We start from the raw sequence: 21,885 nt of genomic DNA on the forward strand, positions 1-21,885 counted from the left end.
CCTAGCGCACGCCGGCATCCTCGTCACAGCACCGGCGGGTGCGTGGGAGGTGGGGCGGCGGATGCTGCGACACGACGACGCGGTGCGTCACAGCACCGGTGGGTGCGTGGCGGTGAACTCGCGGATGCTGTGACATGCCGCGCGGTGCGTCGCAGCGGCGGGGGAGCGGAGGCTCGTCAGGAGGCGCGGCGGGCGCGAGCGGCGCGACGCTTGAGGGCGCGGCGCTCGTCCTCGGACAGCCCACCCCAGACGCCCGAGTCCTGACCGGACTCGAGAGCGTATTGCAGGCAGATCTCAGTGACCGTGCACCGTGCGCACACGGTCTTGGCCTTCTCGATCTGGTCGACGGCCGGCCCGGTGTTCCCTACGGGGAAGAAGAGCTCGGGGTCGACGGTCAGGCAGGCGGCTTTGTCGCGCCAATCCATACTGGGGTGCTCCTTGGATGCGGGATTGAAGATGCGGGTGTGGGCTCGGACGCACGTGGACGTCGACTACCCTGGTGGGTGTGCGAGCTGACTGCTCGCCCCACTGCGCTGTGGGAGCACACGCTTCCTCAATCCTCCCACGGACGGCGAAGTGAATCAAGGGTGAACATCTGCCCAATCCGGGCGATTTGCTGAGTATCGCCTGCATGCCGGGCCGTTTGCCCCGCGTTATGGCGCCGAAGGATGAGGAGATCGCACGGGATGCGCACCACTGTCGTCGAGCGGACCGCCGCAACGCTGCTGGCCGCGGAGGGCATCGGGCTCCTCGTGCTGCTCGGGTGGCAGGTCGTCGCGATCGTGACGGGGGACACCGACTCCGTCGCGAGCGCCGTGGCGCTCGTCGTCCTCACGGCGCTCGGTGCTGCTGCCGTCCTCGGCTTCGCCGTCGCCACGTGGGTCGGGCAGTCCTGGGGACGCTCGGGTGGGATCGTCACGCAGCTGCTGGTCCTCGCCGTCGCCCTGGGCGCCGCGACCGGCGACTACGGGCATCCCGCCATCGCGGTCGGACTCGCGATCCCGGCGATCGTCGTCGGCCTCTGCCTCATCGCCGCGGCCCGCGCCGCGGGACGCCGCCGCCCCGCGACCGACTGAAGGCCCGGCCTCCTCAGTCGAGCCCGAGGAGTGCGCGCACGCGGGCGACGTGCCCCGTGGCCTTGACGTTGTAGAGCGCGTGGGCGATGCGCCCGTCGGCATCCACGACGAACGTCGAGCGGATGACGCCTTCGACGACCTTGCCGTAGTTCATCTTCTCGCCCCACGCGCCGTACGCCTCGTGGACGGCGTGGTCCGGGTCGCTCAGCAGGCCGTAGGTCAGACCGTCGCGCTCGCGGAACGTCCGGAGGGTGGCGGGGTCGTCGCGGGAGACGCCGAGCACGGTGTAGCCGGCGGACTGCAGGGGCGCCAGGCTGTCGCGGAAGTCGCATGCCTCGGTCGTGCACCCGGGCGTCATCGCGGCGGGGTAGAAGAACAGCACCACGCCGCCGCCGCGGAGGTCGGCGAGGGAGACGGGACGCTCGTCCTGGTCGACGAGCGTGAAATCGGGAGCGGGGGAGCCGGGCTCGAGTCGGGACATGCCCCCAGCCTAGATCGTCAGGCGAACGTCGCCAGCAGCCGCTGCAGGGAGTCCAGCCGTGCCGCCCCGCTCTGACCGAGTCGCCCCTCCTGGACGGCCTCCACGAGCGCGCAGTCCGGCGCATCCGGCAGGTGCGTGCACCCGCGCGGGCATTCCTCGGCGACGACCGCGAGGTCGGTGAAGGCCTTGAGGATGTTGGCCGGGTCGACGTGCCCGAGCCCGAACGAGCGCACACCGGGCGTGTCGATCACCCAGCCGCGGCCCTCCGCACCCTCGTAGCGGAGGGACACGGTGGAACTGGAGGTGTGGCGCCCCCGCCCCGTCACGGCGTTCACGTGGCCCGTGGCACGCAGCGCGCTCGGGACGAGGGCGTTGACGAGGGTCGACTTGCCGACGCCGGAGTGCCCCACGAAGACGGTGGAGTGGCCCACCAGATGCGCGCCGACCTCGTCGACGGGCATGTCCTCGCGCGCGCTCGTGAACACCTGCAGCGTGTCGAGGCCCTCGAAGTTCTTCAGGAACGCGGCCGGATCGGCGAGGTCGGTCTTGGTCACGACGAGCAGGGGCCGGATGCCGGCATCCAGGGCCGCGATGAGGTACCGGTCCACGAGCCGCGGCCGCGGCTCCGGGTCGGCGGCGGCGACCACGATGAGCATCTGGTCGGCGTTGGCGACCACGATCCGCTCCACCTGATCGGTGTCGTCGGCGCTCCGACGCAGGAGCGACGTGCGCTCCTCGATGCCCACGATGCGCGAGAGGCTGCCCACGTCGCCGCTCGTATCGCCGACGATCCTCGCCCGGTCGCCCGTGACGATCGGCTGCTTGCGCAGCTCCCGGGCCCGCGTGGCGAGCGCCTGGTGCTCATCGGGGCCGCCCTCGTCGACGAGGACGGTGTACCGGCCGCGGTCCACGCCCAGCACGCGGGCGATCTTCGCGTCGGCGTGCGCGGGGCGCCGCTTCGAGCGGGGGCGGTTCGCCTTGGGGTTCGGGCGGACCCGGATGTCCGACTCGTCGTACTCGGGTTCGTCGTCGTCGGTGTCGTCGAGCCAGCTCACGCGGCGCCTCTCGTCACGCCGGCTGGCCCTGCAGCATCCGCTGCCACAGCTGCGGGAACTCCGGCATCGTCTTCGCGGTCGTGCCGATGTCGTCGACCTCGACGCCGGGGACACGCAGGCCGATGACGGCGCCCGCCGTGGCGATCCGGTGGTCGTGGTGTGCGCGCCACAATCCGCCCCGGAGCGGGCGGGGGAGGATCCGGATGCCGTCCGGCAGCTCCTCGGCCTCACCGCCGAGGGCGCGCAGGTTCGACACGAGCGCCGCGATGCGGTCGGTCTCGTGACCGCGGATGTGCCCGATCCCGTGCAGGGTGGTCGGGGCGTCGGCGAACGCGGCGAGCGCGAACAGGACGGGCGTCAGCTCGCTCGCGGCGCTGAGATCCAGGTCGATCCCGGCGATCCGGTCGGTGCCGGTCACCGTGAGCGCGCCGGCGCGACGCGACGTGCGGGCACCGAGCACCGTGAGGATGTCGGAGAGCAGGGCGCCGGGCTGGGTGGAGCGCGCCGGCCACCCGGGCACGGTCACCGACCCGCCGGTGACGACCGCCGCCGCGAGGAATGGGGCGGCGTTGGAGAGGTCGGGCTCGATCGCGATGTCCTTGCCGCGCAGCGCGCCGGCCGGGACGAGCCATTCGTGGGCGTTCGGTCGTTCGACGTGGACTCCGCGGTGGGCGAGCGCCTCCACCGTCATGTCGATGTGCGGCGCGCTGGGCAGCCTGCCGCCGGAGTGGATGAGGTGCAGGCCGACGTCGAAGCGCGGCGCCGCGAGCAGCAGGCCCGAGACGAATTGGCTCGACGTGCTCGCGTCGATCGTGACCTCGCCGCCGCGGATGTGCCCGCGCCCGCGCACCGTGAAGGGCAGCGACCAGTTCCCGCCGTCGTCGATGTCGACGCCGATCTCCCGGAGCGCCTTGATCATGGTCCCCATCGGCCGGTGCAGCGCGCTCTCGTCTGCCGTGAGGGTGACGTCGCCGTGGGACAGGCCCGCGAGCGGCGCGACGAAGCGCATGACGGTGCCCGCCTGGCCGCAGTCCACGACCGTGTCGCCGGTGAGCGCGCCGTTCGGGTTCACCTCGAGGTCGGGCCCGAACTCGCCCTCCCCGTCGACCTCGTCGATCTGGACGCCGAGGGTCTGCAGCGCCGCGATCATGCGGGCGGAGTCGTCCGAATGCAGCGGCGAGATCAGCCGGCTGGGGGCCTCGGCGAGGGCCGCCAGGATGAGTTCGCGATTGGTCAGCGACTTGGATGCCGGGACGGTGACCGTCGCGTGCACGGCGTCCGGCGCCACCGGCGCGGACCAGAGTTCGCGGGTGGCGGGAGACTGCGGGGAATAGCCAGGGGCGGTCATCGGGTTCTACCCTAACGAACCCGTCCGTCTCTGAGCCCGAGGAGTGCAATGATCGCGACCGTCGACCCGAACTCCGAATGGGACGAACTCGCCGACGTAGACTGGCGCGTGATGGAAGATCAGGCGGCAGCCGACCCGCGCACCCAGTTCGAAGAGCAGGCGCTCCCCTTCATGGACCAGCTGTACGCAGCGGCCATGCGGATGACGCGCAACCCCGCCGACGCCGCGGATCTCGTGCAGGAGACGTTCGTCAAGGCGTTCGCCGCCTGGGCGTCGTTCACGCAGGGGACGAACCTGAAGGCGTGGCTCTACCGCATCCTCACGAACACGTACATCAACACGTATCGCAAGAAGCAGCGGGAGCCGTACCAGGGGACGATCGACGACCTCGAGGACTGGCAGCTCGGCGGCGCCGAGTCGACGACGGCGACGAGCTCGCGATCGGCCGAGGCCGAGGCGATCGACCGGATGCCGGCATCCATCGTCAAGGATGCCCTGCAGTCCATCCCGGAGGACTTCCGTCTGGCGGTGTACTTCGCCGACGTGGAGGGGTTCGCGTATCAGGAGATCGCGGACATCATGAAGACACCCATCGGCACGGTCATGAGCCGCCTGCATCGTGGCAGGCGGATGCTGCGTGACCTGCTGGCCGACTATGCACGAGAGCGTGGCATCGACGTGCCCGCCACGAGGAGCGCGAAATGACCGATTGCGGCTGCGACAAGGCCCGGAAGGACCTCGAGGAGTACCTGCGCAACGAAGTGTGCAAGACCGAGCATTCCGACATCACGGAGCACCTGGCGAACTGCGCGAGCTGCCAGGAGGAGGCGCTGGTCGCCCGTACCCTGACCGAGGTCGTCGCGCGGGCATGCCGGGAGACGGCGCCTGAGACGCTGCGCGACCAGGTGATGTCGCGCCTGCGCGCCGAGCAGGCCGCGCACCACTGACCCGCCGGCGTCCGTCCGGTCGCATGCGTGGCCGCGCCCGCTCAGGCGGGGGCGAAGAGGGTGAGCGCGCGCGGGAGGACCTCCACGCGCACCGGCAGCGCCCCCACCGCGTCGCCGTCGGCGTACGCCGTGACTCCGGGTGAGGACAGCCGTGTCGCCCGCACGTGGTACGTGGTCACCTCCGGTGCGCTCGTGTGCGTCCCGCGGTACACCCGCGGCAGCAGGCGCAGCAGGAGGTGGATCCGCCCCGCGGGCCGGACGAGCGTGACGTCGAGCAGCCCGTCGGCGGGGTCGGCGTCCGGGCAGATGGGGACGCCGCCGCCGTACGTGCGGCCGTTGCCGACCGTCGCGATCAGCAGGTCGCCCGTCACGCGCTCGCCGGTCCCGTCGGCGAACTCGAGGTCGACCTCGTACGGCTCGCCGCGCAGCCGCAGGAACTCGATCAGCAGGGCGATGCGGTAGCGCATCGCGCCGCGCGGCCACCGCATCCGGTTGGCCCGGTCGTTGACCTTCGAATCGAACCCGCTCGCGAGCACCGTCCCGTAGAGGGTGGTCGTGCCGTCCGCGCGGACGATGCGGGCGAGGTCGATCGTGCGCGTGCGGCCCGCGATGACCGCGTCGGCGGCGCCGTCCGCATCCAGGTCGCGGAGCCCCACCGTCGTCGCGAGGTCGTTCCCGGTGCCGGAGGGCACGATTCCGAGCGGGATGCCGGTGCCCGCCAGCTGCTGGATCGCGAGGTTCACGGTCCCGTCGCCGCCGGCGACGAGCACGGCGTCGACACCCAGCTCCAGGGCGGCCGCCAGCAGGTCGGAGGACTCCTCGGCGCTGCCGCCGGAGATGAGCGCCGTCCGCACGCCGTGCGCGCGCAACCGGTCGGCGGCCCGCTCCGCCGCGTGCGCCCCGGCGTCGGCCCGCGCAGTGGGGTTGACGAGGAGGGCGACGTGCATGGCGTCCCGTCTGCGCGGCCGGCGCCGCCGTCGCTGTCCTACAGGGAGAGGGCCTTGGCCATGATGGCGGCGTGCTCGACGGCGTGCACCTTGGGGGAGCCCGTCGCCGTGGAGGCCGCGGCGGCGCGGGAGACCCGGCGGATCGTCCGTCCGTGCAGGTGCTTGACGACCTCGAGCGCGATGAACGGCCAGGCGCCCTGGTTCTCCGGCTCGTCCTGCACCCACACCAGCTCGGCGTTCGGGTAGGAGTCCAGGACCGCGTTCAGCTCGTCGATCGGGGCCGGGTAGAACTGCTCCAGGCGGACGAGGGCGATCTCCGGGTTCGGGTTCTTCTCGAGCTCGGACGCCAGATCCCAGTGGATCTTGCCGGAGTGCAGCAGCACGCGCTTCACGGCGCCGCGGTCCAGCGTCCGGCGGTCGTCGAGCACCGGCTCGAAGCGTCCGGTCGCGAAGTCCTCGACGGGGCTCGTCGCGCCGCGCAGGCGCAGCATGGCCTTGGGCGTGAACACCACGAGCGGGCGCCGCGGGCGGGCGTACGCCTGCCGGCGGAGCAGGTGGAAGTACGACGCGGGCGTCGACGGGCGCGCGACGGTCATGTTGTCCTGCGCGCACATCTGCAGGTAGCGCTCGATGCGCGCGGACGAGTGGTCGGGTCCCTGGCCCTCGTAGCCGTGCGGCAGCAGCAGCACGACGCTCGACTGCTGCCCCCACTTCTGGTCCGCCGAGGAGATGAACTCGTCGATGACCGACTGGGCGCCGTTGGCGAAGTCGCCGAACTGGGCCTCCCACAGCGTCAGGGTGTCGGCGCGCTCCACCGAGTAGCCGTACTCGAACGCCATGGCGGCGTACTCGCTGAGCAGCGAGTCGTACGCGTAGAAGCGGCCCTGACCGTCGGCGAGGTTGGCCAGCGGCAGCCATTCCTGGCCGTTCGCGCGGTCGTGCATGACGGCGTGACGCTGGACGAACGTGCCGCGGCGCGAGTCCTGTCCGGCCAGGCGGACGTTCGTGCCCTCCATGAGCAGCGAACCGAAGGCGAGCAGCTCGCCGAAGCCCCAGTCGATGTTGCCGTTGCGGCTCATGTCGTGGCGCTTGTCCAGCAGCTGCTGGATCTTGTTGTGCACCGTGAAGCCCTCGGGCTTGTTGATGAACGCCTCGCCGATCTGGCGCACGACATCGGGCGAGACGCCGGTGGTGTCGGGCTCGCCGGCGACGACCTCGATCGTCGTGGTCGTCGGGGCCACGATGGGGGAGGAGCCGGTCTCGGCCGCGTGCGTCTGCGCGAACGCGATCTCCAGACGGTCCTGGAAGTCGCGCTTGGCCTGCTCGTACTCCTCTTCCGTGATGTCACCGCGACCGACGAGGGCCTCGGTGTACAAGCGGCGGACGGAGCGCTTCGCCTCGATGAGGTTCGTCATGAGCGGCTGCGTCATCGAGGGGTCATCGCCCTCGTTGTGGCCGCGGCGGCGGTAGCAGACGAGGTCGATCACGACATCGCGGTTGAACTCCTGGCGGTACTGGAACGCGACCTCCGCGACGCGGACCACGGCCTCCGGGTCGTCGCCGTTGACGTGGAAGATCGGCGCCTGGATCGTCTTGGCGACATCCGTCGCGTAGACCGACGTGCGCGCGTCCTGCGGCAGCGTCGTGAAGCCGACCTGGTTGTTGACGATGACGTGGACGGTGCCGCCGGTGCGGTAGGCGCGCAGCTGCGACATCTGCAGCGTCTCGAACACGACGCCCTGGGCTGCGAAGGCCGCGTCGCCGTGGACGAGGATCGGCAGCCAGGAGAACGAGCCGATCGGCATCCGGTCCTGCTTGGCGCGGGTGATGCCCTCCAGCACGCCGTCGACGGTCTCCAGGTGGGACGGGTTCGCGGCGAGGTAGACCGGCAGCTCGTCGCCGTCGTCGGCGACGAAGGTGCCCTCGGTGCCGAGGTGGTACTTCACGTCGCCCGACCCGCTCTTCGAGCCGATCGCGACGGAGCCCTCGAACTCGCGGAAGATCTGGCTGTACGTCTTTCCGGCGATGTTGGTGAGGACGTTGAGGCGGCCGCGGTGCGCCATGCCGATCGCGACGCCGTCCAGCGAGGCGCGCGCGGCGCCCTGGAGGATCTCGTCCAGCAGGGGGATGAGCGACTCGCCGCCCTCGAGGCTGAACCGCTTCTGGCCCACGTACTTCGTCTGCAGGAACGTCTCGAACGCCTCGGCCTGGTTCAGCTTGTCGAGGATCCGCAGCTGCTCGTCGTGGCCGGGCTTCTGGTACTTGACCTCGACGTTGTCCTGGAACCACTTGCGCTGGGCGGGGTCCTGGATGTGCATGTACTCGACGCCGATGGTGCGGCAGTACGAGTCGCGCAGCACGCCGAGGATGTCGCGGAGCTTCATCTGGCGCTTGCCGCCGAAGCCGTTCGTCACGAATTCGCGGTCGAGGTCCCAGAAGGTCAGGCCGTGCGACTCGATCTCGAGGTCCGGGTGCGTGCGCTGCATGTACTCGAGCGGGTCGATGTCGGCCATGAGGTGGCCGCGCACGCGGAACGAGTTGATGAGCTCCTGCACGCGGGCGGTCTTGTCGACGCGCTCCGCCAGGTCGACGTTGATGTCGGTGCCCCAGTGGATCGGGGCGTAGGGGATGCGCAGCGCGGCGAAGATCGACTCGTAGAAGCCGCGCTGACCGGTGAGCAGCTCGTGGACGATCTTGAGGAACTCGCCCGAGCCGGCACCCTGGATGACGCGGTGGTCGTAGGTGCTGGTGAGCGTGATGGTCTTGCCGATGCCGAGCTCGACGAGCGTCTTCTCGCTGGAGCCCTGGAACTCCGCCGGGTACTCGAGCGCGCCGGCGCCGACGATGCAGCCCTGACCCTTCATGAGGCGGGGCACGGAGTGCACGGTGCCGATGCCGCCCGGGTTGGTGAGCGAGATCGTCGTGCCCTGGAAGTCCGCGGCGGTGAGCTTGTTGCCGCGGGCGCGGGTGACGAGGTCCTCGTAGGCGGCGAGGTACTCGCTGAAGGTGAGGGACTCGGCGCGCTTGATGCTCGGCACCATGAGCGCGCGCGTGCCGTCGGGCTTGGGCAGGTCGATTGCGATGCCCAGGTTGATGTGCGCGGGCGCGACGACGGACGGCTTGCCGTCGATCTCGGCGTAGGACACGTTCTGGCTGGGGAAGGCCTTCAGCGCCTGGATGAGCGCCCAGCCGATGAGGTGCGTGAAGCTCACCTTGCCGCCGCGGGTGCGGGCCATGTGGTTGTTGATGACGATGCGGTTGTCGATCATCAGCTTCGCCGGCACGGTGCGCACGCTCGTGGCCGTGGGGACGGTCAGTGACTCGTCCATGTTGGCCGCGAGGGTCTTCGTCATGCCGCGCAGCGGCGTGACGACGTCCGCGCCGGCCTCGGACGGGGCGGCGGGCGCGGCGTGGGGGGCCTGCGCCGGGATGGGCTGCGGGGACGCCGGGCGGGCCGTCGTGCGGGCGACGGGGGCGGATGCCGACGGGGTCGGCGCCGCGGAGGCGGCGGCCGGGGCCGGGGCCGCGGGTGCCTGCGCCTGGGCGGGTGCCGGAGCCGCGGGCGCCGGGGCCTCTGCGGCGGGTGCCGGAGTCTCGGCCTGGGCCCCGTCGGGCTGGTAGGCCTCGAGGACGGGCCACCATTCCTTGTCGACCGAGTTCCGGTCCTTCGCGAACTGCTCGTACATCTCGGCGACGAGCCATTCATTCGCCCCGAATTCGCCTTCGCTCGAAGTTCCCACGCCGGTCGCCGGACTGGACACGGTTGCGCCTGCTTTCGTCAGTGAAGTTCGGTCTGTGCGGGGCATCGGATCCGCCCGCGCGCACACTCATCAAGGGTATCCCAGGTTTGGGTGCCTTATCGCGCCCTGCGGCTCGGCGGAAGGCGTCGGCAATGCTGAACCGGGGTGCAGAGTCGCTACCGTGGACCTATGCAGTTCTCCGGAGAACGGCCCACCGTCGACCTGACGTATTCGGACGTGTTCCTCGTCCCGCGACATTCCGCTGTGACCAGCCGGCTCGACGTCGACCTGTCACCGCACGACGGCACCGCGGCGACGATCCCGATCATCGCGTCGAACATGAACTCCGTGACCGGCCCCCGGCTCGCCGCGGCCCTCGCCCGCCGCGGCGGACTCGGCGTGCTGCCGCAGGACATGCCGCTGCAGGACCTCGATGCGGCGATCCGGTGGGTGAAGGACCAGCCGGTGCCGTGGGACACCCCCGTCGTCCTGCCGCCGGACGCGACGGTCGCCGAAGCCGCCGGCCTGCTGCCGCCCGCGGGCCCGCACGCGATCGTGGTCGCCTCCGCCGCAGCATCCGGCATCCACATCGACGACATCCTCGGGATCGTGACGGCCGGCCGGCTCGCGACCGCGCTGCCCGACGCGCGGCTCGGCGACCTCACGCGGGGCCGCGCCCCGTCGATCGATGCGGATGACGTCCAGGACACGCGGCACGCGTTCGACCTCCTCGTCGACGCCGACGCGGAGACGGTCTGCGTCCTGCATCAGGGCCACCTGATCGGAACGCTCTCCCAGCGCAGCGCGCTGCGCTCCACCCTGTACCGTCCCGCCGTCGACGCCGACGGCCGGCTCATCGTCGCGGCCGCCGTGGGTATCAACGGCGACGTGGCGGCGAAGGCGCGGGCCCTCGCCGCGGCGGGCGTCGATGTGCTCGTCGTGGACACGGCGCACGGACACCAGGACGGGATGCTGCGCGCGCTCCGCACCGTCGCTGACCTCCAGCTGGACATTCCCGTCGCGGCGGGCAACGTCGTGACCACCGAGGGCGTGCAGGACCTCGTCGCCGCCGGCGCCTCGATCATCAAGGTCGGGGTGGGACCCGGGGCGATGTGCACCACGCGCATGATGACCGCCGTCGGCCGCCCGCAGTTCTCCGCCGTGCTGGAGACCGCCGACGCCGCAGCCGAGCTCGGCGCGCACGTCTGGGCGGACGGCGGCGTGCGCTACCCGCGCGACGTCGCGCTCGCGCTCGCCGCGGGTGCGGCGTCCGTCATGATCGGGTCGTGGTTCGCGGGGACCCTCGAGTCGCCCGGGCCGCTGCAGGTCGACGAGGCCGGCCGCGTCTACAAGGAATCGTGGGGGATGGCCTCGACGAAGGCCGTGCACGGCCGGTTCGGGCGCCTGGACCCGTACGAGCGGGCCCGGAAGGAGCTCTTCGCCGAGGGGATCTCGTCCTCGCGCATCTACCTCGACCCCCTGCGGCCGAGCGTCGAGGACCTCGTCGACATGATCACCTCGGGCGTCCGCTCGTCGTTCACCTACGCGGGCGCCGCGACCGTGCCGGAGTTCCACGAGCGGGCCACGGTCGGCCTGCAGTCGGCGGCCGGCTACGAGGAGGGCAAGGCACTCCCCGTCAGCTGGTGACCCCGCGCCGCACGGCGCCCCCGCGGCATCCCCGCGCCCCATCCCGGTGCCCCGCGCCCCGCGGCATCCCCGTGCCCCATCCCGGTGCCCCGCGCCCCGCGCGGCATCCTCGTGCCCCGCGCGGCATCCTCGTGCCCCGCGCGGCATCCTCGTGCCCCGCACGGCAGCCCCGTGCCGCTCGCGCTGCCGAATGCGGCACGCGCTGCCGCACTTTCGACCGCGCGTGCCTCTTTGGACCGCGCGTGCCACTTTGGACCGCGCGTGCCCCGCACCGCAGCCCCGCGCCGCATCCCCGCGCCGCGCGCGGCATCCCCGTGCCGCTCGCGCTGCCGAATGCGGCACGCGCTGCCGAACTTTCGACCGCGCGTGCCACTTTGGACCGCGCGTGCCACGTACGAGCGCCGGATGACCGCCGGATGACGACCGCCCGGGATGCCGGGTGCCGGGTGGGGTCACCGGAGGACGGGGTCGCCGGCGCGCGGGCGGGGCTTGCGGCTGCGCAGCCCGTCCGCGGTGAGCACATCGTAGACGCGCTGAGGGTGGTCGGCGTCGGTCGCCTCGAGGCGGGAGAAGCCCCGCACTTCGCGGCGGATCTCGTTCTCGCGATTCTTCTCGTCGATGACGATCGCGGCCGGTGTCCGGCCCGCGACGAACTCCGCGCTCAGGTACTTCCCGCGCCCGTCGATCTCGAGCCAGTGATCGGCCTCCGGGAAGTACAGGTCGCCGAACACGACGCGGCCGCTGCGCAGCCGGCGACGCTCCTGCAGCCGCGGGTCCGGGAATCCGAGGGCGATGACCAGCAGCCGCATCTGCGTCTCGCGGGCGTTGGCGGCCAGGGACGCGGATGCCGCGAGGGCGCGTCGCGCGCGGGCATCCCCCCGCACCGTCTCGGCGCCGAGCAGCGCGAGGATGTCGTCCTTCGTCGCGAGCGCGCCGCCGCGGCGGCCGGTCCACAGCGTCTGGGTCGACCGCGGACACGGCCCGCGTGAACGGCAGGATGCGGGCGAGGTCCAGAGCGGTCTGCGCCGGGGTCGTGACCTCGTGCGCCCCGAACGGCACGCGCTCTACCCGCTCGAGACCCAGAGCCCGCCGCCGGATCGCGCCGCCGGAGCGTCCGCCCGTGGCCCGCGGGATCGTCACGTCGACGGCATCCGGCCATGCCCCCAGCAGGTCGATGCCCCACACGGCCGCAGCGGCGAAGTGCGAGACGACCGCGGGCGCCTCGAGCCGGGCGAGCACCTCCTCGACGCGCAGCCGGTGCCGGCCGATGCCGGTCAGCGCGCGCCACTCGGCGCTGCTCACGAACACGCCCGGGGCGATCCGTGTCCAGGTCCGCTCGCGCAGGTGACGGCGGACCCGCCGGTAGTCGGGGTGGGCGGTCAGCTCCCGCCGGCGCACGATCGGGATCTCGGGTACCGGCATCATGCGTCCACCCTGGGCGCCCGCGCCCGCCCATCTCGCCCGCCCCCCACGGACCCGTGCCCCGCCGCCCCGTCACCCACCCTGGGGAGGAAGCGGCGATCCCGCCAGTCCGCGCTGCCGAAAACGGCACGCGCTGCGTAATGTTCGGCCGCGCGTGCCGTTTTCGACCGCGCGAGCCGCGCACCGAGGGGGTGGGAGGCCGGGGCGGATGCCGAGGGGCCGGGCCGGTGCCGTAGAATCGTCGGCACAATGGACGACCCTCCCAGTAGACGCTCGCCCCACCGACCCTCCTCGCCGCGGAGCGGGGGTGATGCGTGATGGATTACGTCATGTTGGGCGTGGGGCTGCTCCTGACCATCGGCACCGGCCTATTCGTCGCGAGCGAGTTCGCGCTCGTCAACCTCGACCGCGCCGACCTCGAAGCACGGCAGGCCGCCGGCGAGTCCCGCCTCGCGCGGACCATCTCCGCCCTGCGGATCACGTCGACGCACCTCTCCAGCGCACAGCTGGGCATCACCCTGACGACGCTGCTCACCGGCTACACGATGGAGCCCGCAATCTCGAACCTGCTCCGGCCGGTCTTCGAGGGGTGGGGGATGCCGGCGTCGGCCTCCCGGCCGATCGCGACCATCATCGGCGTCGCCATCGCGACGATCTTCTCGATGATCCTCGGTGAGCTCGTGCCGAAGAACTTCGCGCTCGCGATCCCGAGGCAGACCGCGAAGCTCGTGATGCCGTTCCAGGTCGCGTTCACGACGGTCTTCCGCCCCGCCGTCACGGTGCTCAACGGCAGCGCGAACGGGGTGCTCCGCGCCGTCGGCATCGAGCCCAAGGAAGAGCTCTCCGGCGCCCGCACGGCGGAGGAGCTGTCCAGCCTCGTCCGCCGCTCCGCGAGCGCAGGCGTGCTGGAGGAGGACACCGCATCGCTCCTCGACCGCACCCTCACCTTCGCGCGCCTGACCACGGCCGACGTCATGACGCCGCGCCCCAGCATCCACGCGGTCGCGGCGGGAGACAGCGTCGAGGACGTCGTGCAGCTCGCCCGCCGCACGGGCCACAGCCGCTTCCCGGTCTACGACGACTCGATGGACGACATCACCGGCATCGTCCACCTGAAGCAGGCCGTCAGCGTCCCGCGCGAGCGCCGCGCCGACGTTCCGGCCGCCGCCATCGCGGAGGAGCCGCTGCGGGTCCCGGAGGCCGTGCACCTGGACGCCCTCATGTCCGAGCTCCGCGCCCGGGGCTACCAGATGGCCCTCGTCGTCGACGAGTACGGCGGGACGGCCGGCGTCGTCACCCTCGAGGACCTCGTCGAGGAGATCGTCGGCGAAGTGCTCGACGAGCACGACCGCAGCCGCGCCGGCATCGTCCGCGGCCGCGAGGGCAGCGTCGTCTTCCCCGGCGACCTCCGTCCCGACGAGCTGCTCGACCGCACCGGCATCCGGGTGCCCGAGGGCGACGTCTACGACACGATCGGCGGATTCCTCATGGCCTCGCTGGAGCGCATCCCCTCCGTCGGCGACACCGTGGAGCTCGAGGACGGGACGCTGCGCGTGCAGCGCATGGACGGCCGGCGCGTAGACCGCGTGCGGTTCCTGCCCACCCCGCTCCCCGAGGGCGCCGAGAAGCCGGGCGGTGAGACCCGATGAACGACTGGGCGGGAATCGCGTGGCTCGTGGTGCTGCTGGCGTTCAACGCGTTCTTCGTCGGCGCCGAGTTCGCCGTCATCTCCGCGCGCCGATCGCAGATCGAGCCGCTCGCCGAGAAGGGCTCGCGGGCGGCGAAGACCGCCCTGTACGCGATGGAGCACGCCACCCGCATGCTCGCGACGAGCCAGCTGGGCATCACGATCTGCTCGCTGCTGATCCTCAACGTCTCGGAGCCGGCGATCCACCACCTGCTGGAGGGCCCGCTCGCGCTCACCGGCTGGAGCGAGGCCGTCATCGGGGGCGTCGCCTTCGCCGTGGCGCTCCTGCTCGTGTCGTACCTGCACGTCGTGTTCGGCGAGATGGTGCCGAAGAACCTGGCGTTCTCCGTGCCCGACCGCGCGGTGCTCATGCTCGCCACGCCGCTGGTGTGGGTCTCGAAGCTGTTCCACCCGCTGATCGTCGTGCTCAACTGGATCGCGAACCACGCGGTGCGCCTCTTCGGCGTCGAGCCGAAGGACGAGGCCGCGTCGACGTTCACCCTCGAAGAGGTGGCGACCATCGTGAACCAGTCCCGCATCGAGGGCGTCCTGGACGATGCGTCCGGGGCGGTGGCGGCGGCCGTGGAGTTCACCGACAAGAAGGCGAAGGACATCGCCGTGCCGCTGTCCTCGCTCGTGACGCTGCCGGAGCACACGACGCCGGATGAGATCGAGCGCGCGGTCGCCAAGCACGGCTACTCGCGCTACGTCATCGTCGACGCCGACGGCGTGCCGGTCGGCTACGTGCACCTGAAGGACGTGCTGCGGGAGGCGGAGGACCCGGATGCCGGCGCCAGCGCCGCGCTCCCCATCAAGCCCAAGCGGATCCACCACATGCTGCCCGTCGCCGAGACCACCGATCTCGAGGACGCGCTCGCGCTCATGCGGCGCTCCAGCCGTCACCTGGCGCAGGTGCGCGACGCGAAGGGCCGGACCACCGGGGTGCTGTTCCTCGAGGACATCATCGAGGAGCTCGTCGGCGAAGTGCACGACGCCACCCGCCGCGGGTTCTGAGCCGGACGCGCCGCCCCCGCCCGTCCGTGGCGGGGGCGGCGCGCGCTCAGCCGGCGATGCGCGGGCGGGCGCGCTCGTACTGCGGCGGCCACGGCGCCGCCGTGGGCGTGCCGAGCTCGGTCGCCGCGCGCAGCCCGAAGTGCGGGTCGCGCAGCCACTCCCGCGCGGCGAGGATGGCGTCGGCGTCGCCGGCTGCGAGGATCTCCTCGGCCTGCGGGCCGCCCGTGATCTCGCCCACAGCGCCGACCGGGAGGCCGGTGCCGCGGCGGACCGCGGCGGCGAGCGGCACCTGGTAGCCGGGACCCGTCGTGATGCGCTGGTGCAGGACGAGCCCGCCGCTGGAGATGTCGAGCAGGTCCACGCCGCGCTCGGCGACCCAGCGGCCCACCGTGACGGTGTCCTCGACGTCCCAGCCGCCGTCGGCCCAGTCCGTCGCGGAGAACCGGACGAACACCGGCAGGTCGCCGGCCACGGCGCGCACGGCGTCGACGATCCGCAGCAGCAGGCGGGCGCGGTTCGCCAGCGACCCGCCGTACTCGTCGTCGCGCCGGTTGGACAGCGGCGAGAGGAACTGGTGCAGCAGGTAGCCGTGCGCGGCGTGCACCTCGAGCACCTCGAAGCCGGCGGCGATGGCACGGACGGCGGCCGCGGCGAACGCGTCCACGACCTCGTCGATCCCGGCGGCATCCAGCGCGCGCGGCTCCGCGAACCCGTCGTACGCGACGGCGGACGGCGCGGTCGTCGTCCACCCGCCCTGCGCGGGCGGCACCGATCCGCGCTGTCCGGAGAACGGCGACCAGGTCGAGGCCTTGCGGCCGGCGTGCGCGAGCTGGATGCCGGGAACCGCGCCGCGCGCGCGGATCGCCGCGGCGATCCCCGCCCACGCGTCGCGCTGCTCGTCCGTCCACAGGCCCGTGTCCTCCGGCGTGATCCGCCCCTCCGGCACCACAGCCGTGGCCTCCGCGATGACGAGGCCCGCTCCTCCGGACGCGAACTGCGCCAGGTGCACGTGGTGCCAGTCGTTCGGCATGCCGTCCACGGCCGAGTACTGGCACATGGGGGCGACCCACAGCCGGTTGCGGAACGACGTGTGCCGGATATCCAGGGGGGTGAACAGCGAGCTCATGCAGGCGAATCCTTCGTGTAGGCACTCGTGGGGGCGGGTAGGGTGGCGCCATGCTCGACACCGACGAATGGACGGCGGCGGACACCGCGGCCGTCCTCCGGGTGCCAACGGGCTCCGACGACAAGTATTCCCGAGGCGTGCTGGGCGTCCGAACCGGCTCGGACGCGTATCCCGGCGCCGCGGTGCTCGGGGTGGAGGCCGCGTGGCGCACCGGGCTGGGGATGGTGCGGTACCTCGGCCCCGCCCGGCCGGCCGATCTCGTGCTGCAGCGGCGTCCCGAGACGGTGACGGTGGACGGCCGGGTGCAGGCCTGGCTCATCGGCTCCGGCACGGACGCCGGCCTCCGCTCCCGCGCGGAGACCCAGGCGCTGCGCGGCATCCTGGGCGGCGCGGAACCGGTCGTCGTGGACGCCGGCGCCCTCGACCTCGCCCCGGAGGCGACGGCGCCGCTCATCGTCACCCCGCACGCGCGGGAGCATTCCCGGCTGCGGGACATCCTCGGCCTCGGCGATGAGCCGGATGCTGTCACGGCGGCGCGGGAGACCGCGGCGGCGCTCGGCGGGGTGGTTCTGCGCAAGGGCGCGGTCACGGTCGTCGCGGCGCCGTCGGGCTGGGTGCGCGCCGTGCGCGCGGAGACGTCCTGGCTCGCGACGGCCGGCACCGGCGACGTGCTCGCCGGGGCCCTCGGCGCGCTCGTCGCGGGCGGCGCCGCCCGCGGCCCGCTGACCGGCGACGAGCTCGCGGCGCTCGCCGCCGCCGCCGCGTGGCTGCATTCGCGTGCCGCCCGGCTCGCCTCCGAGGCCCGTTGCGGCGGCCCCGTGACGGCCGGCGACGTGGCCGACGCGCTCGCGGCGGCGGTGGGCGGCGTGCTGTCCGCCGGCTGAGCCGGCGTTCCGGCGGCCGGCCGGGCGGATCGTCCGCCGGCTCTCCTTAGGATGGGGGGATGTCGAGGCGCAGCGTCCTGTGGATCGCCTTCGTCCTCGTGCACCTCGGCGTCTCGTGGCTGGGATTCGTGATGCCCAACGAGCCGATGGGCGACGTCTACCGCGTCTACGAGCCGTGGTCGGCGCAGGCGCTCCGGGGAGGCGGGATCGTCGGCGTCGATTCGCCATGGGTGTACCCCCAGCTCGCCCTCGTCCCGATGGTGCTCACGCAGATCATCGCGGCTCTCGTGGGCAGCTACACGGTCGCCTGGGCGGTCCTCGTCGCGCTGGCGGATGCCGCCGCGTTCGCCGTCCTCGTCGGGCGCGGCCGCTCCACCGGGCGCGCCGTCGCCGCGTGGTTCTGGCTGGCCGCGATCGCGCTCCTCGGCCCCGTCGGCATCTACCGCCTGGACGGGTTCACCGTCCCGATCGTCATCCTCGCGTGCCTGTGGATCATCGGCCGCCCGTGGGTCGCGTCGCTCCTCCTGTCCGCCGTCACGTGGATGAAGGTGTGGCCCGCCGCCGTCCTCGCCGCGGGCGTCATCGCGGCGCGGCGGCGCGCACCGCTCCTCGGCGGCGCCGTCGTGGTCTCCGCGCTCACGCTCGCGGGGGTCGCCGTCGCCGGGGGTGCGGCCAACGCGTTCGGCTTCATCACCGATCAGGCCACCCGCGGGCTGCAGGTCGAGGCGCCGGTGAGCACGCCGTACCTCTGGGGAGCGCTCCTGCACCTCGACGGGTTCTGGGTGTACTACTCGATGGATCTGCTGACCTTCCAGGTCACCGGCACCGAGATCGACACCGTCATCGCTGCCATGACCCCGCTGATGATCCTCGCGGTCGGCGCGGTCGCCGCGCTGGGAGCGGTGCAGGCGGTGCGCGGTGTGCGGTTCGTCACGCTCTTCCCCAGCCTCGCGCTCGCGCTCGTCACGGGCTTCATCGTGTTCAACAAGGTCGGGTCGCCGCAGTACCTCTGCTGGCTCATCCCGCCGGTCGTCATCGGTCTCGTCCTCGACCGGGCCGTCTGGTTCGCGCCGGCGGGTCTGACCCTGGGCGCCGCGCTGCTGACGCAGCTCGTGTACCCGGTCCTCTACGCCGACATCCTCTATCCCGCATCCCTCGCTGTGACGCTGCTCACCCTCCGCAACCTCGTGCTGATCGCACTGTTCGTGTGGATGGTCGTCCGTCTCGCGCGGATGCGCCCCCACGTGCGCGCCCGCGCCGCCCTGCTGCACACCATCCCCTGAGCGAGGTTCCCATGCTGATCGCCTTCTCCGTCGCCCCGAGCGGTACCGGCCGCGCCGACGGCTCCGTGCACGATGCCGTCGCGGCGGCCGTCGCCGTCGTGCGGGCCTCGGGTCTCCCGCACCGCACGTCGTCGATGTTCACCGAGATCGAGGGGGAGTGGGACGAGGTCATGGCGGTCGTGAAGGCGGCGACCGACGCCGTGCTGCCCTTCGGGTCGCGGGTGTCCCTCGTGCTGAAGGCGGACATCCGCCCCGGCCGGACGGGAGAGCTCACCGGCAAGGTCGAGCGGCTGGAGCAGGCCCTCGCGGCCCGTCCGGCGCCGGACGGGGACTGACGTCGTGCCCGCAACCGACATCCCGGTCGCCGCGACCGTCGTCATCTTGCGCGACGGCGTCTCGGGTCCCGAGGTGCTCATGATCGAGCGCCCGGACCGCGGCAGCTTCGCGGGCGCCTGGGTCTTCCCGGGCGGAAAGGTCGATCCCGGAGACGCGCGGCGCACGGCGGAGGAGACCGCCCGCGCGGCGGCCGTCCGCGAGACGCGGGAGGAGACCGGGTTGCGGGTGGCGGCGGAGGATCTCGTGCTGTTCGCGCTGTGGGACCCGCCCCCGGACCGGCCGCTGCGCATCCGCACCTGGTTCTTCCTCGTCGCGCACCCCGGCGGGCGGCTCGCGCTCGCCGCCGACGAGGCGGTCGACGCCGTCTGGGCCCGGCCCGCGGACCTTCTCGAACGGCACGCGCGGGGCGAGCTCAGGCTCTACCCGCCGACCTGGGTCACGCTGCACGAGCTCGCGGAGCGCCAGGACGCGGCCGACGCGCTCGCCGTGCCGCGCATCAGCGGTCCCCGTCACTACGAGAGCGTCGCCCGCACCGGCCCGGACGGGTCGCTGCTGCTGTGGCGGGAGGATGCCGAGTACGACGCGGCGGGCGCTGCCGGCACGGCACGGCACCGGCTCGACGTCTCCCACCTGCCGTGGGTGTACACGCGGGCGGACTGACTCAGTCCTCGAGCAGGCGCCGCAGATGCCGGCCGACGGCGGGCGTCTCGATGAGGAAGCCGTCGTGCCCGAAGTCGCTCGTCAGCACGACGGCGTCGTCGTCGATCGTCGAGCGGATGCCGCGGGCGATGCGGTGCTGGCCGTCCACGGGGAAGAGCCGGTCGCTGTCGATGCCCAGCACGAGGGTGCGCGCGCTGACGCGGGCCAGCGCATCCTCCACCCCGCCGCGGTCACGGCCCACGTCGTGCGAGTTCATCGCCTCGACGAGGGTGATGTAGCTGTTGGCGTCGAAACGGCGGGTGAACTTGTTGCCGTGGAAGTCGAGGTAGCTCTCCACCGCGAAGCGCCCGCCGTGCCCCAGCGGGCTCTTCCCGGACTGCCAGGAGCGCTGGAAGCGCTGATTCAGCTCGGTCGGGCTGCGGTAGTTCAGCAGCGCCATGCGTCGGGCCAGCGCGAGACCGCGGTGCGGGCCGTCGCCGTCGCCCGCGTCGTAGTACTCCCCGCCGGCGTAACGGGGGTCGATCTGGATGGTGGCCAGCTGCACCGAGTTGAGCGCGATCTGGTCGGCGGTGGTCACCGGGGGAGCGGACAGCACCGCGAGGCGCTGCACGCGCTCCGGTGCGCCGATGCCCCACTCCAGCGCGTGCATGCCGCCCATCGAACCGCCGACCACGGCGGCCCACACGTCGATGCCGAGCGCATCCGCGAGGCGCGTCTGCGCCGCGACCTGGTCGCGGATGGTCAGGTACGGGAAGCGCGCGGCCCACTCGTAGCCGTCCGGCGCGATGCTCGCGGGACCGGTCGAGCCCTGGCATCCGCCGAGCATGTTCGGCGCGACGACTAACCACCGATCCGTATCGATGGGGCAGCCGGGTCCGACGATGTCGTCCCACCAGCCGTCGGTGGGGTGGCCGGGACCCGCGGGCCCCCGCACATGGCTGTCTCCGGTGAGGGCGTGGAGGATCAGAACGGCGTTGTCGCGCGCCGGATTCAGCGTGCCCCACGTCTCGTAGGCGAGGCGGATGCCGGGCAGCTCCCTGCCGCCCTCCGTCCGGAAGGCGCCGAACGCGGCGAACCGGCGCTCGCCCGGCGGATCCCCGTCGCGCCATGCGCCGGACGTCGGCGGACGGCCCAGCAGCGAGCGCGCGTCGGCCTCCGTGATCGGTGCGCTCGGCACCGTGTCCTCGGAGGTCTGCCAGTCCATGCGTGCCATTCTCCCGTGCCGCCGCGTCGCCGCGGTGCGTGTTACGCCGCGCATGTCCCCGCCCCTGACTAGCATCGCGCCATGGACGACGTGCTCGAGTACCTCCTGGCGGGCGACCCGGCCGTCCGGTGGCAGGTGCTGCGCGACCTCACCGATGCGGGGCCCGAGGCAGTGGCCGCGGAACGTGCGAAGGTCGCGGTCGAGGGCTGGGGTGCGCGCCTTCTCGCACTGCAGGCCGAGGATGGGCACTGGGACGGCGGCACCTACCGGCCCGGCTGGGCGCCTGCGGACCGGCCCTTCTTCGACGCGTGGACGGCGACGCACTTCGTGCTGCAGCAGCTCGCCGACCTCGGCGTCGACCCGGACGACCCGGCGGTGCGCACCGCCGTGGAGCGCGTGCGCGCGCAGGTGCGCTGGGAGCATGCCGGGGAGCCGTACTTCGATGGCGAGGTGGAGCCCTGCATCAACGGCGTCGCGTTGAGCGTCGCCGCGTACTTCGGGCAGGACGGCCGCCGCATGGTCGACACCCTCCTGGCCGGGCAGCTCGCCGACGGCGGCTGGAACTGCTGGGACGACGCGGCCGTGTCCTCGCTGCACTCCACGATCTGCGCGCTCGAAGGGCTGCGTGACTGGGAGGGGGCCGTCGGGGATGACCGCATCCCGGACGCCCGCCATCGCGCGGAGGAGTACCTGCTCCAGCGTCGGCTGCTCTGGCGGCGCAGCGACGGCGCCGTCATCGACCCGCGCTTCGCGATGCTGTCGTACCCGGTCCGCTGGTTCTACGACGTGCTGCGCGGCCTCGACCACTTCCGGCTCGTCGATCGACGGGATCCGCGGCTCGCGGACGCCGTCGAGATGCTCCGCGCCAAGCGGCTGCCGAACGGGTTGTGGCCGCTGGAGAACACGCACGAAGGGCCGACACTGTTCGAGATGGAGCGCGAGGCCGAAGGATTCCCGAGCCGATGGGTGACCCTGCGCGCGCTGCGCGTCCTTCGCTGGTGGGACGCTGCCTGACCCGGGGGGGGGGG

Annotated in this window: 19 protein-coding genes and 1 pseudogene; 11 read left to right on the plus strand and 9 right to left on the minus strand. The window is 72.5% G+C overall.

Annotation, left to right across the window (positions count from 1 at the left end; translation table 11 throughout):
• Window positions 1–176 precede the first annotated feature (176 nt).
• Window positions 177–425 (minus strand): WhiB family transcriptional regulator, encoded by a 249-nt coding sequence (locus MSA03_RS14005; RefSeq protein WP_028496164.1) that lies wholly within the window; start codon window positions 423–425, stop codon window positions 177–179.
• A 261-nt stretch (window positions 426–686) separates the two neighbouring features.
• Between MSA03_RS14005 and MSA03_RS14010 the strand changes: the two genes are divergently transcribed.
• Window positions 687–1,076 (plus strand): histidine kinase, encoded by a 390-nt coding sequence (locus tag MSA03_RS14010; RefSeq protein WP_147051493.1) that lies wholly within the window; start codon window positions 687–689, stop codon window positions 1,074–1,076.
• Between the two features lie 13 nt (window positions 1,077–1,089).
• On the opposite strand, the gene bcp is transcribed toward MSA03_RS14010, so the two are convergent.
• From bcp to aroA, 3 genes are read right to left on the minus strand one after another with little or no spacing between them, the layout of a single operon-like run.
• Entirely contained in the window at window positions 1,090–1,557 is a 468-nt protein-coding gene (gene bcp, locus MSA03_RS14015) for a thioredoxin-dependent thiol peroxidase (RefSeq protein ID WP_147051494.1), read from the minus strand.
• Window positions 1,558–1,574: 17 nt separating this feature from the next.
• A complete protein-coding gene (gene rsgA / locus MSA03_RS14020; protein WP_028496161.1) occupies window positions 1,575–2,612 on the minus strand; it encodes a ribosome small subunit-dependent GTPase A in 1,038 nt (345 codons plus the stop codon).
• A 13-nt stretch (window positions 2,613–2,625) separates the two neighbouring features.
• Window positions 2,626–3,960 (minus strand): 3-phosphoshikimate 1-carboxyvinyltransferase, encoded by a 1,335-nt coding sequence (gene aroA, locus MSA03_RS14025; protein ID WP_028496160.1) that lies wholly within the window; start codon window positions 3,958–3,960, stop codon window positions 2,626–2,628.
• Between the two features lie 48 nt (window positions 3,961–4,008).
• Here aroA and MSA03_RS14030 point away from each other — a divergent pair, with 48 nt between their 5' ends.
• A complete protein-coding gene (locus tag MSA03_RS14030; protein WP_028496159.1) occupies window positions 4,009–4,665 on the plus strand; it encodes a sigma-70 family RNA polymerase sigma factor in 657 nt (218 codons plus the stop codon).
• Entirely contained in the window at window positions 4,662–4,907 is a 246-nt protein-coding gene (locus MSA03_RS14035; RefSeq protein ID WP_028496158.1) for a zf-HC2 domain-containing protein, read from the plus strand. Before MSA03_RS14030 ends, MSA03_RS14035 begins: the two co-directional genes overlap by 4 nt.
• A 41-nt stretch (window positions 4,908–4,948) precedes the next feature.
• Here the strand turns inward: MSA03_RS14035 and MSA03_RS14040 are convergent.
• Together MSA03_RS14040 and MSA03_RS14045 are read right to left on the minus strand one after the other, a co-directional pair.
• A pseudogene (locus MSA03_RS14040) lies at window positions 4,949–5,857 on the minus strand (diacylglycerol kinase); the annotation flags it as partial.
• A gap of 35 nt (window positions 5,858–5,892) precedes the next feature.
• Complete coding sequence (locus MSA03_RS14045; protein ID WP_174799888.1) at window positions 5,893–9,615, minus strand: multifunctional oxoglutarate decarboxylase/oxoglutarate dehydrogenase thiamine pyrophosphate-binding subunit/dihydrolipoyllysine-residue succinyltransferase subunit; 3,723 nt, start codon at window positions 9,613–9,615, stop codon at window positions 5,893–5,895.
• A gap of 168 nt (window positions 9,616–9,783) precedes the next feature.
• On the opposite strand from MSA03_RS14045, the gene guaB1 reads away from it, so the two are divergent.
• Entirely contained in the window at window positions 9,784–11,241 is a 1,458-nt protein-coding gene (guaB1, locus tag MSA03_RS14050) for a GMP reductase (protein WP_147051497.1), read from the plus strand.
• 452 nt (window positions 11,242–11,693) lie between these two features.
• Here the strand turns inward: guaB1 and MSA03_RS14055 are convergent, their stop codons facing one another.
• Window positions 11,694–12,125 (minus strand): hypothetical protein, encoded by a 432-nt coding sequence (locus tag MSA03_RS14055; protein WP_244946450.1) that lies wholly within the window; start codon window positions 12,123–12,125, stop codon window positions 11,694–11,696.
• A gap of 855 nt (window positions 12,126–12,980) precedes the next feature.
• Between MSA03_RS14055 and MSA03_RS14060 the strand changes: the two genes are divergently transcribed.
• Entirely contained in the window at window positions 12,981–14,312 is a 1,332-nt protein-coding gene (locus MSA03_RS14060) for a hemolysin family protein (protein WP_147051504.1), read from the plus strand.
• Window positions 14,309–15,364 carry a hemolysin family protein gene (locus tag MSA03_RS14065; RefSeq protein WP_028496152.1) on the plus strand — a complete coding sequence of 352 codons (1,056 nt, stop codon included), beginning with the start codon at window positions 14,309–14,311 and terminating at the stop codon, window positions 15,362–15,364. Before MSA03_RS14060 ends, MSA03_RS14065 begins: the two co-directional genes overlap by 4 nt.
• Before the next feature lie 46 nt (window positions 15,365–15,410).
• Here the strand turns inward: MSA03_RS14065 and MSA03_RS14070 are convergent, their stop codons facing one another.
• Window positions 15,411–16,490, minus strand: coding sequence for an NADH:flavin oxidoreductase/NADH oxidase (locus tag MSA03_RS14070; protein WP_147051498.1), 1,080 nt, complete (start codon window positions 16,488–16,490; stop codon window positions 15,411–15,413).
• Between the two features lie 50 nt (window positions 16,491–16,540).
• On the opposite strand from MSA03_RS14070, the gene MSA03_RS14075 reads away from it, so the two are divergent.
• Genes MSA03_RS14075 through MSA03_RS14090 form a run of 4 tightly spaced genes read left to right on the plus strand, consistent with a single transcriptional unit; the run spans window position 16,541 to window position 19,653 of the window.
• Window positions 16,541–17,374, plus strand: a complete 834-nt coding sequence (locus MSA03_RS14075) for an ADP-dependent NAD(P)H-hydrate dehydratase (protein WP_147051499.1) — start codon at window positions 16,541–16,543, stop codon at window positions 17,372–17,374.
• Between the two features lie 59 nt (window positions 17,375–17,433).
• Window positions 17,434–18,657: a glycosyltransferase 87 family protein gene (locus tag MSA03_RS14080; RefSeq protein ID WP_147051500.1), complete on the plus strand. Its 1,224-nt coding sequence runs from the start codon at window positions 17,434–17,436 to the stop codon at window positions 18,655–18,657.
• Window positions 18,658–18,668: 11 nt separating this feature from the next.
• The gene (locus MSA03_RS14085) at window positions 18,669–18,992 is read left to right on the plus strand and encodes a thiamine-binding protein (protein ID WP_028496149.1); all 324 of its coding nucleotides are present in this window, start codon (window positions 18,669–18,671) and stop codon (window positions 18,990–18,992) included.
• A 4-nt stretch (window positions 18,993–18,996) separates the two neighbouring features.
• Window positions 18,997–19,653, plus strand: a complete 657-nt coding sequence (locus MSA03_RS14090; RefSeq protein WP_147051501.1) for an NUDIX hydrolase — start codon at window positions 18,997–18,999, stop codon at window positions 19,651–19,653.
• A gap of 1 nt (window position 19,654) precedes the next feature.
• Here the strand turns inward: MSA03_RS14090 and metX are convergent, their stop codons facing one another.
• Complete coding sequence (gene metX / locus MSA03_RS14095; protein ID WP_147051502.1) at window positions 19,655–20,857, minus strand: homoserine O-acetyltransferase MetX; 1,203 nt, start codon at window positions 20,855–20,857, stop codon at window positions 19,655–19,657.
• An 81-nt stretch (window positions 20,858–20,938) separates the two neighbouring features.
• On the opposite strand from metX, the gene MSA03_RS14100 reads away from it, so the two are divergent.
• The gene (locus MSA03_RS14100) at window positions 20,939–21,871 is read left to right on the plus strand and encodes a prenyltransferase/squalene oxidase repeat-containing protein (RefSeq protein WP_147051503.1); all 933 of its coding nucleotides are present in this window, start codon (window positions 20,939–20,941) and stop codon (window positions 21,869–21,871) included.
• The last annotated feature ends 14 nt before the right edge of the window (window positions 21,872–21,885 follow it).

It is taken from the genome of Microbacterium saccharophilum (assembly GCF_007992455.1).
GTDB classification, from domain to species: Bacteria; Actinomycetota; Actinomycetes; order Actinomycetales; family Microbacteriaceae; genus Microbacterium; species Microbacterium saccharophilum.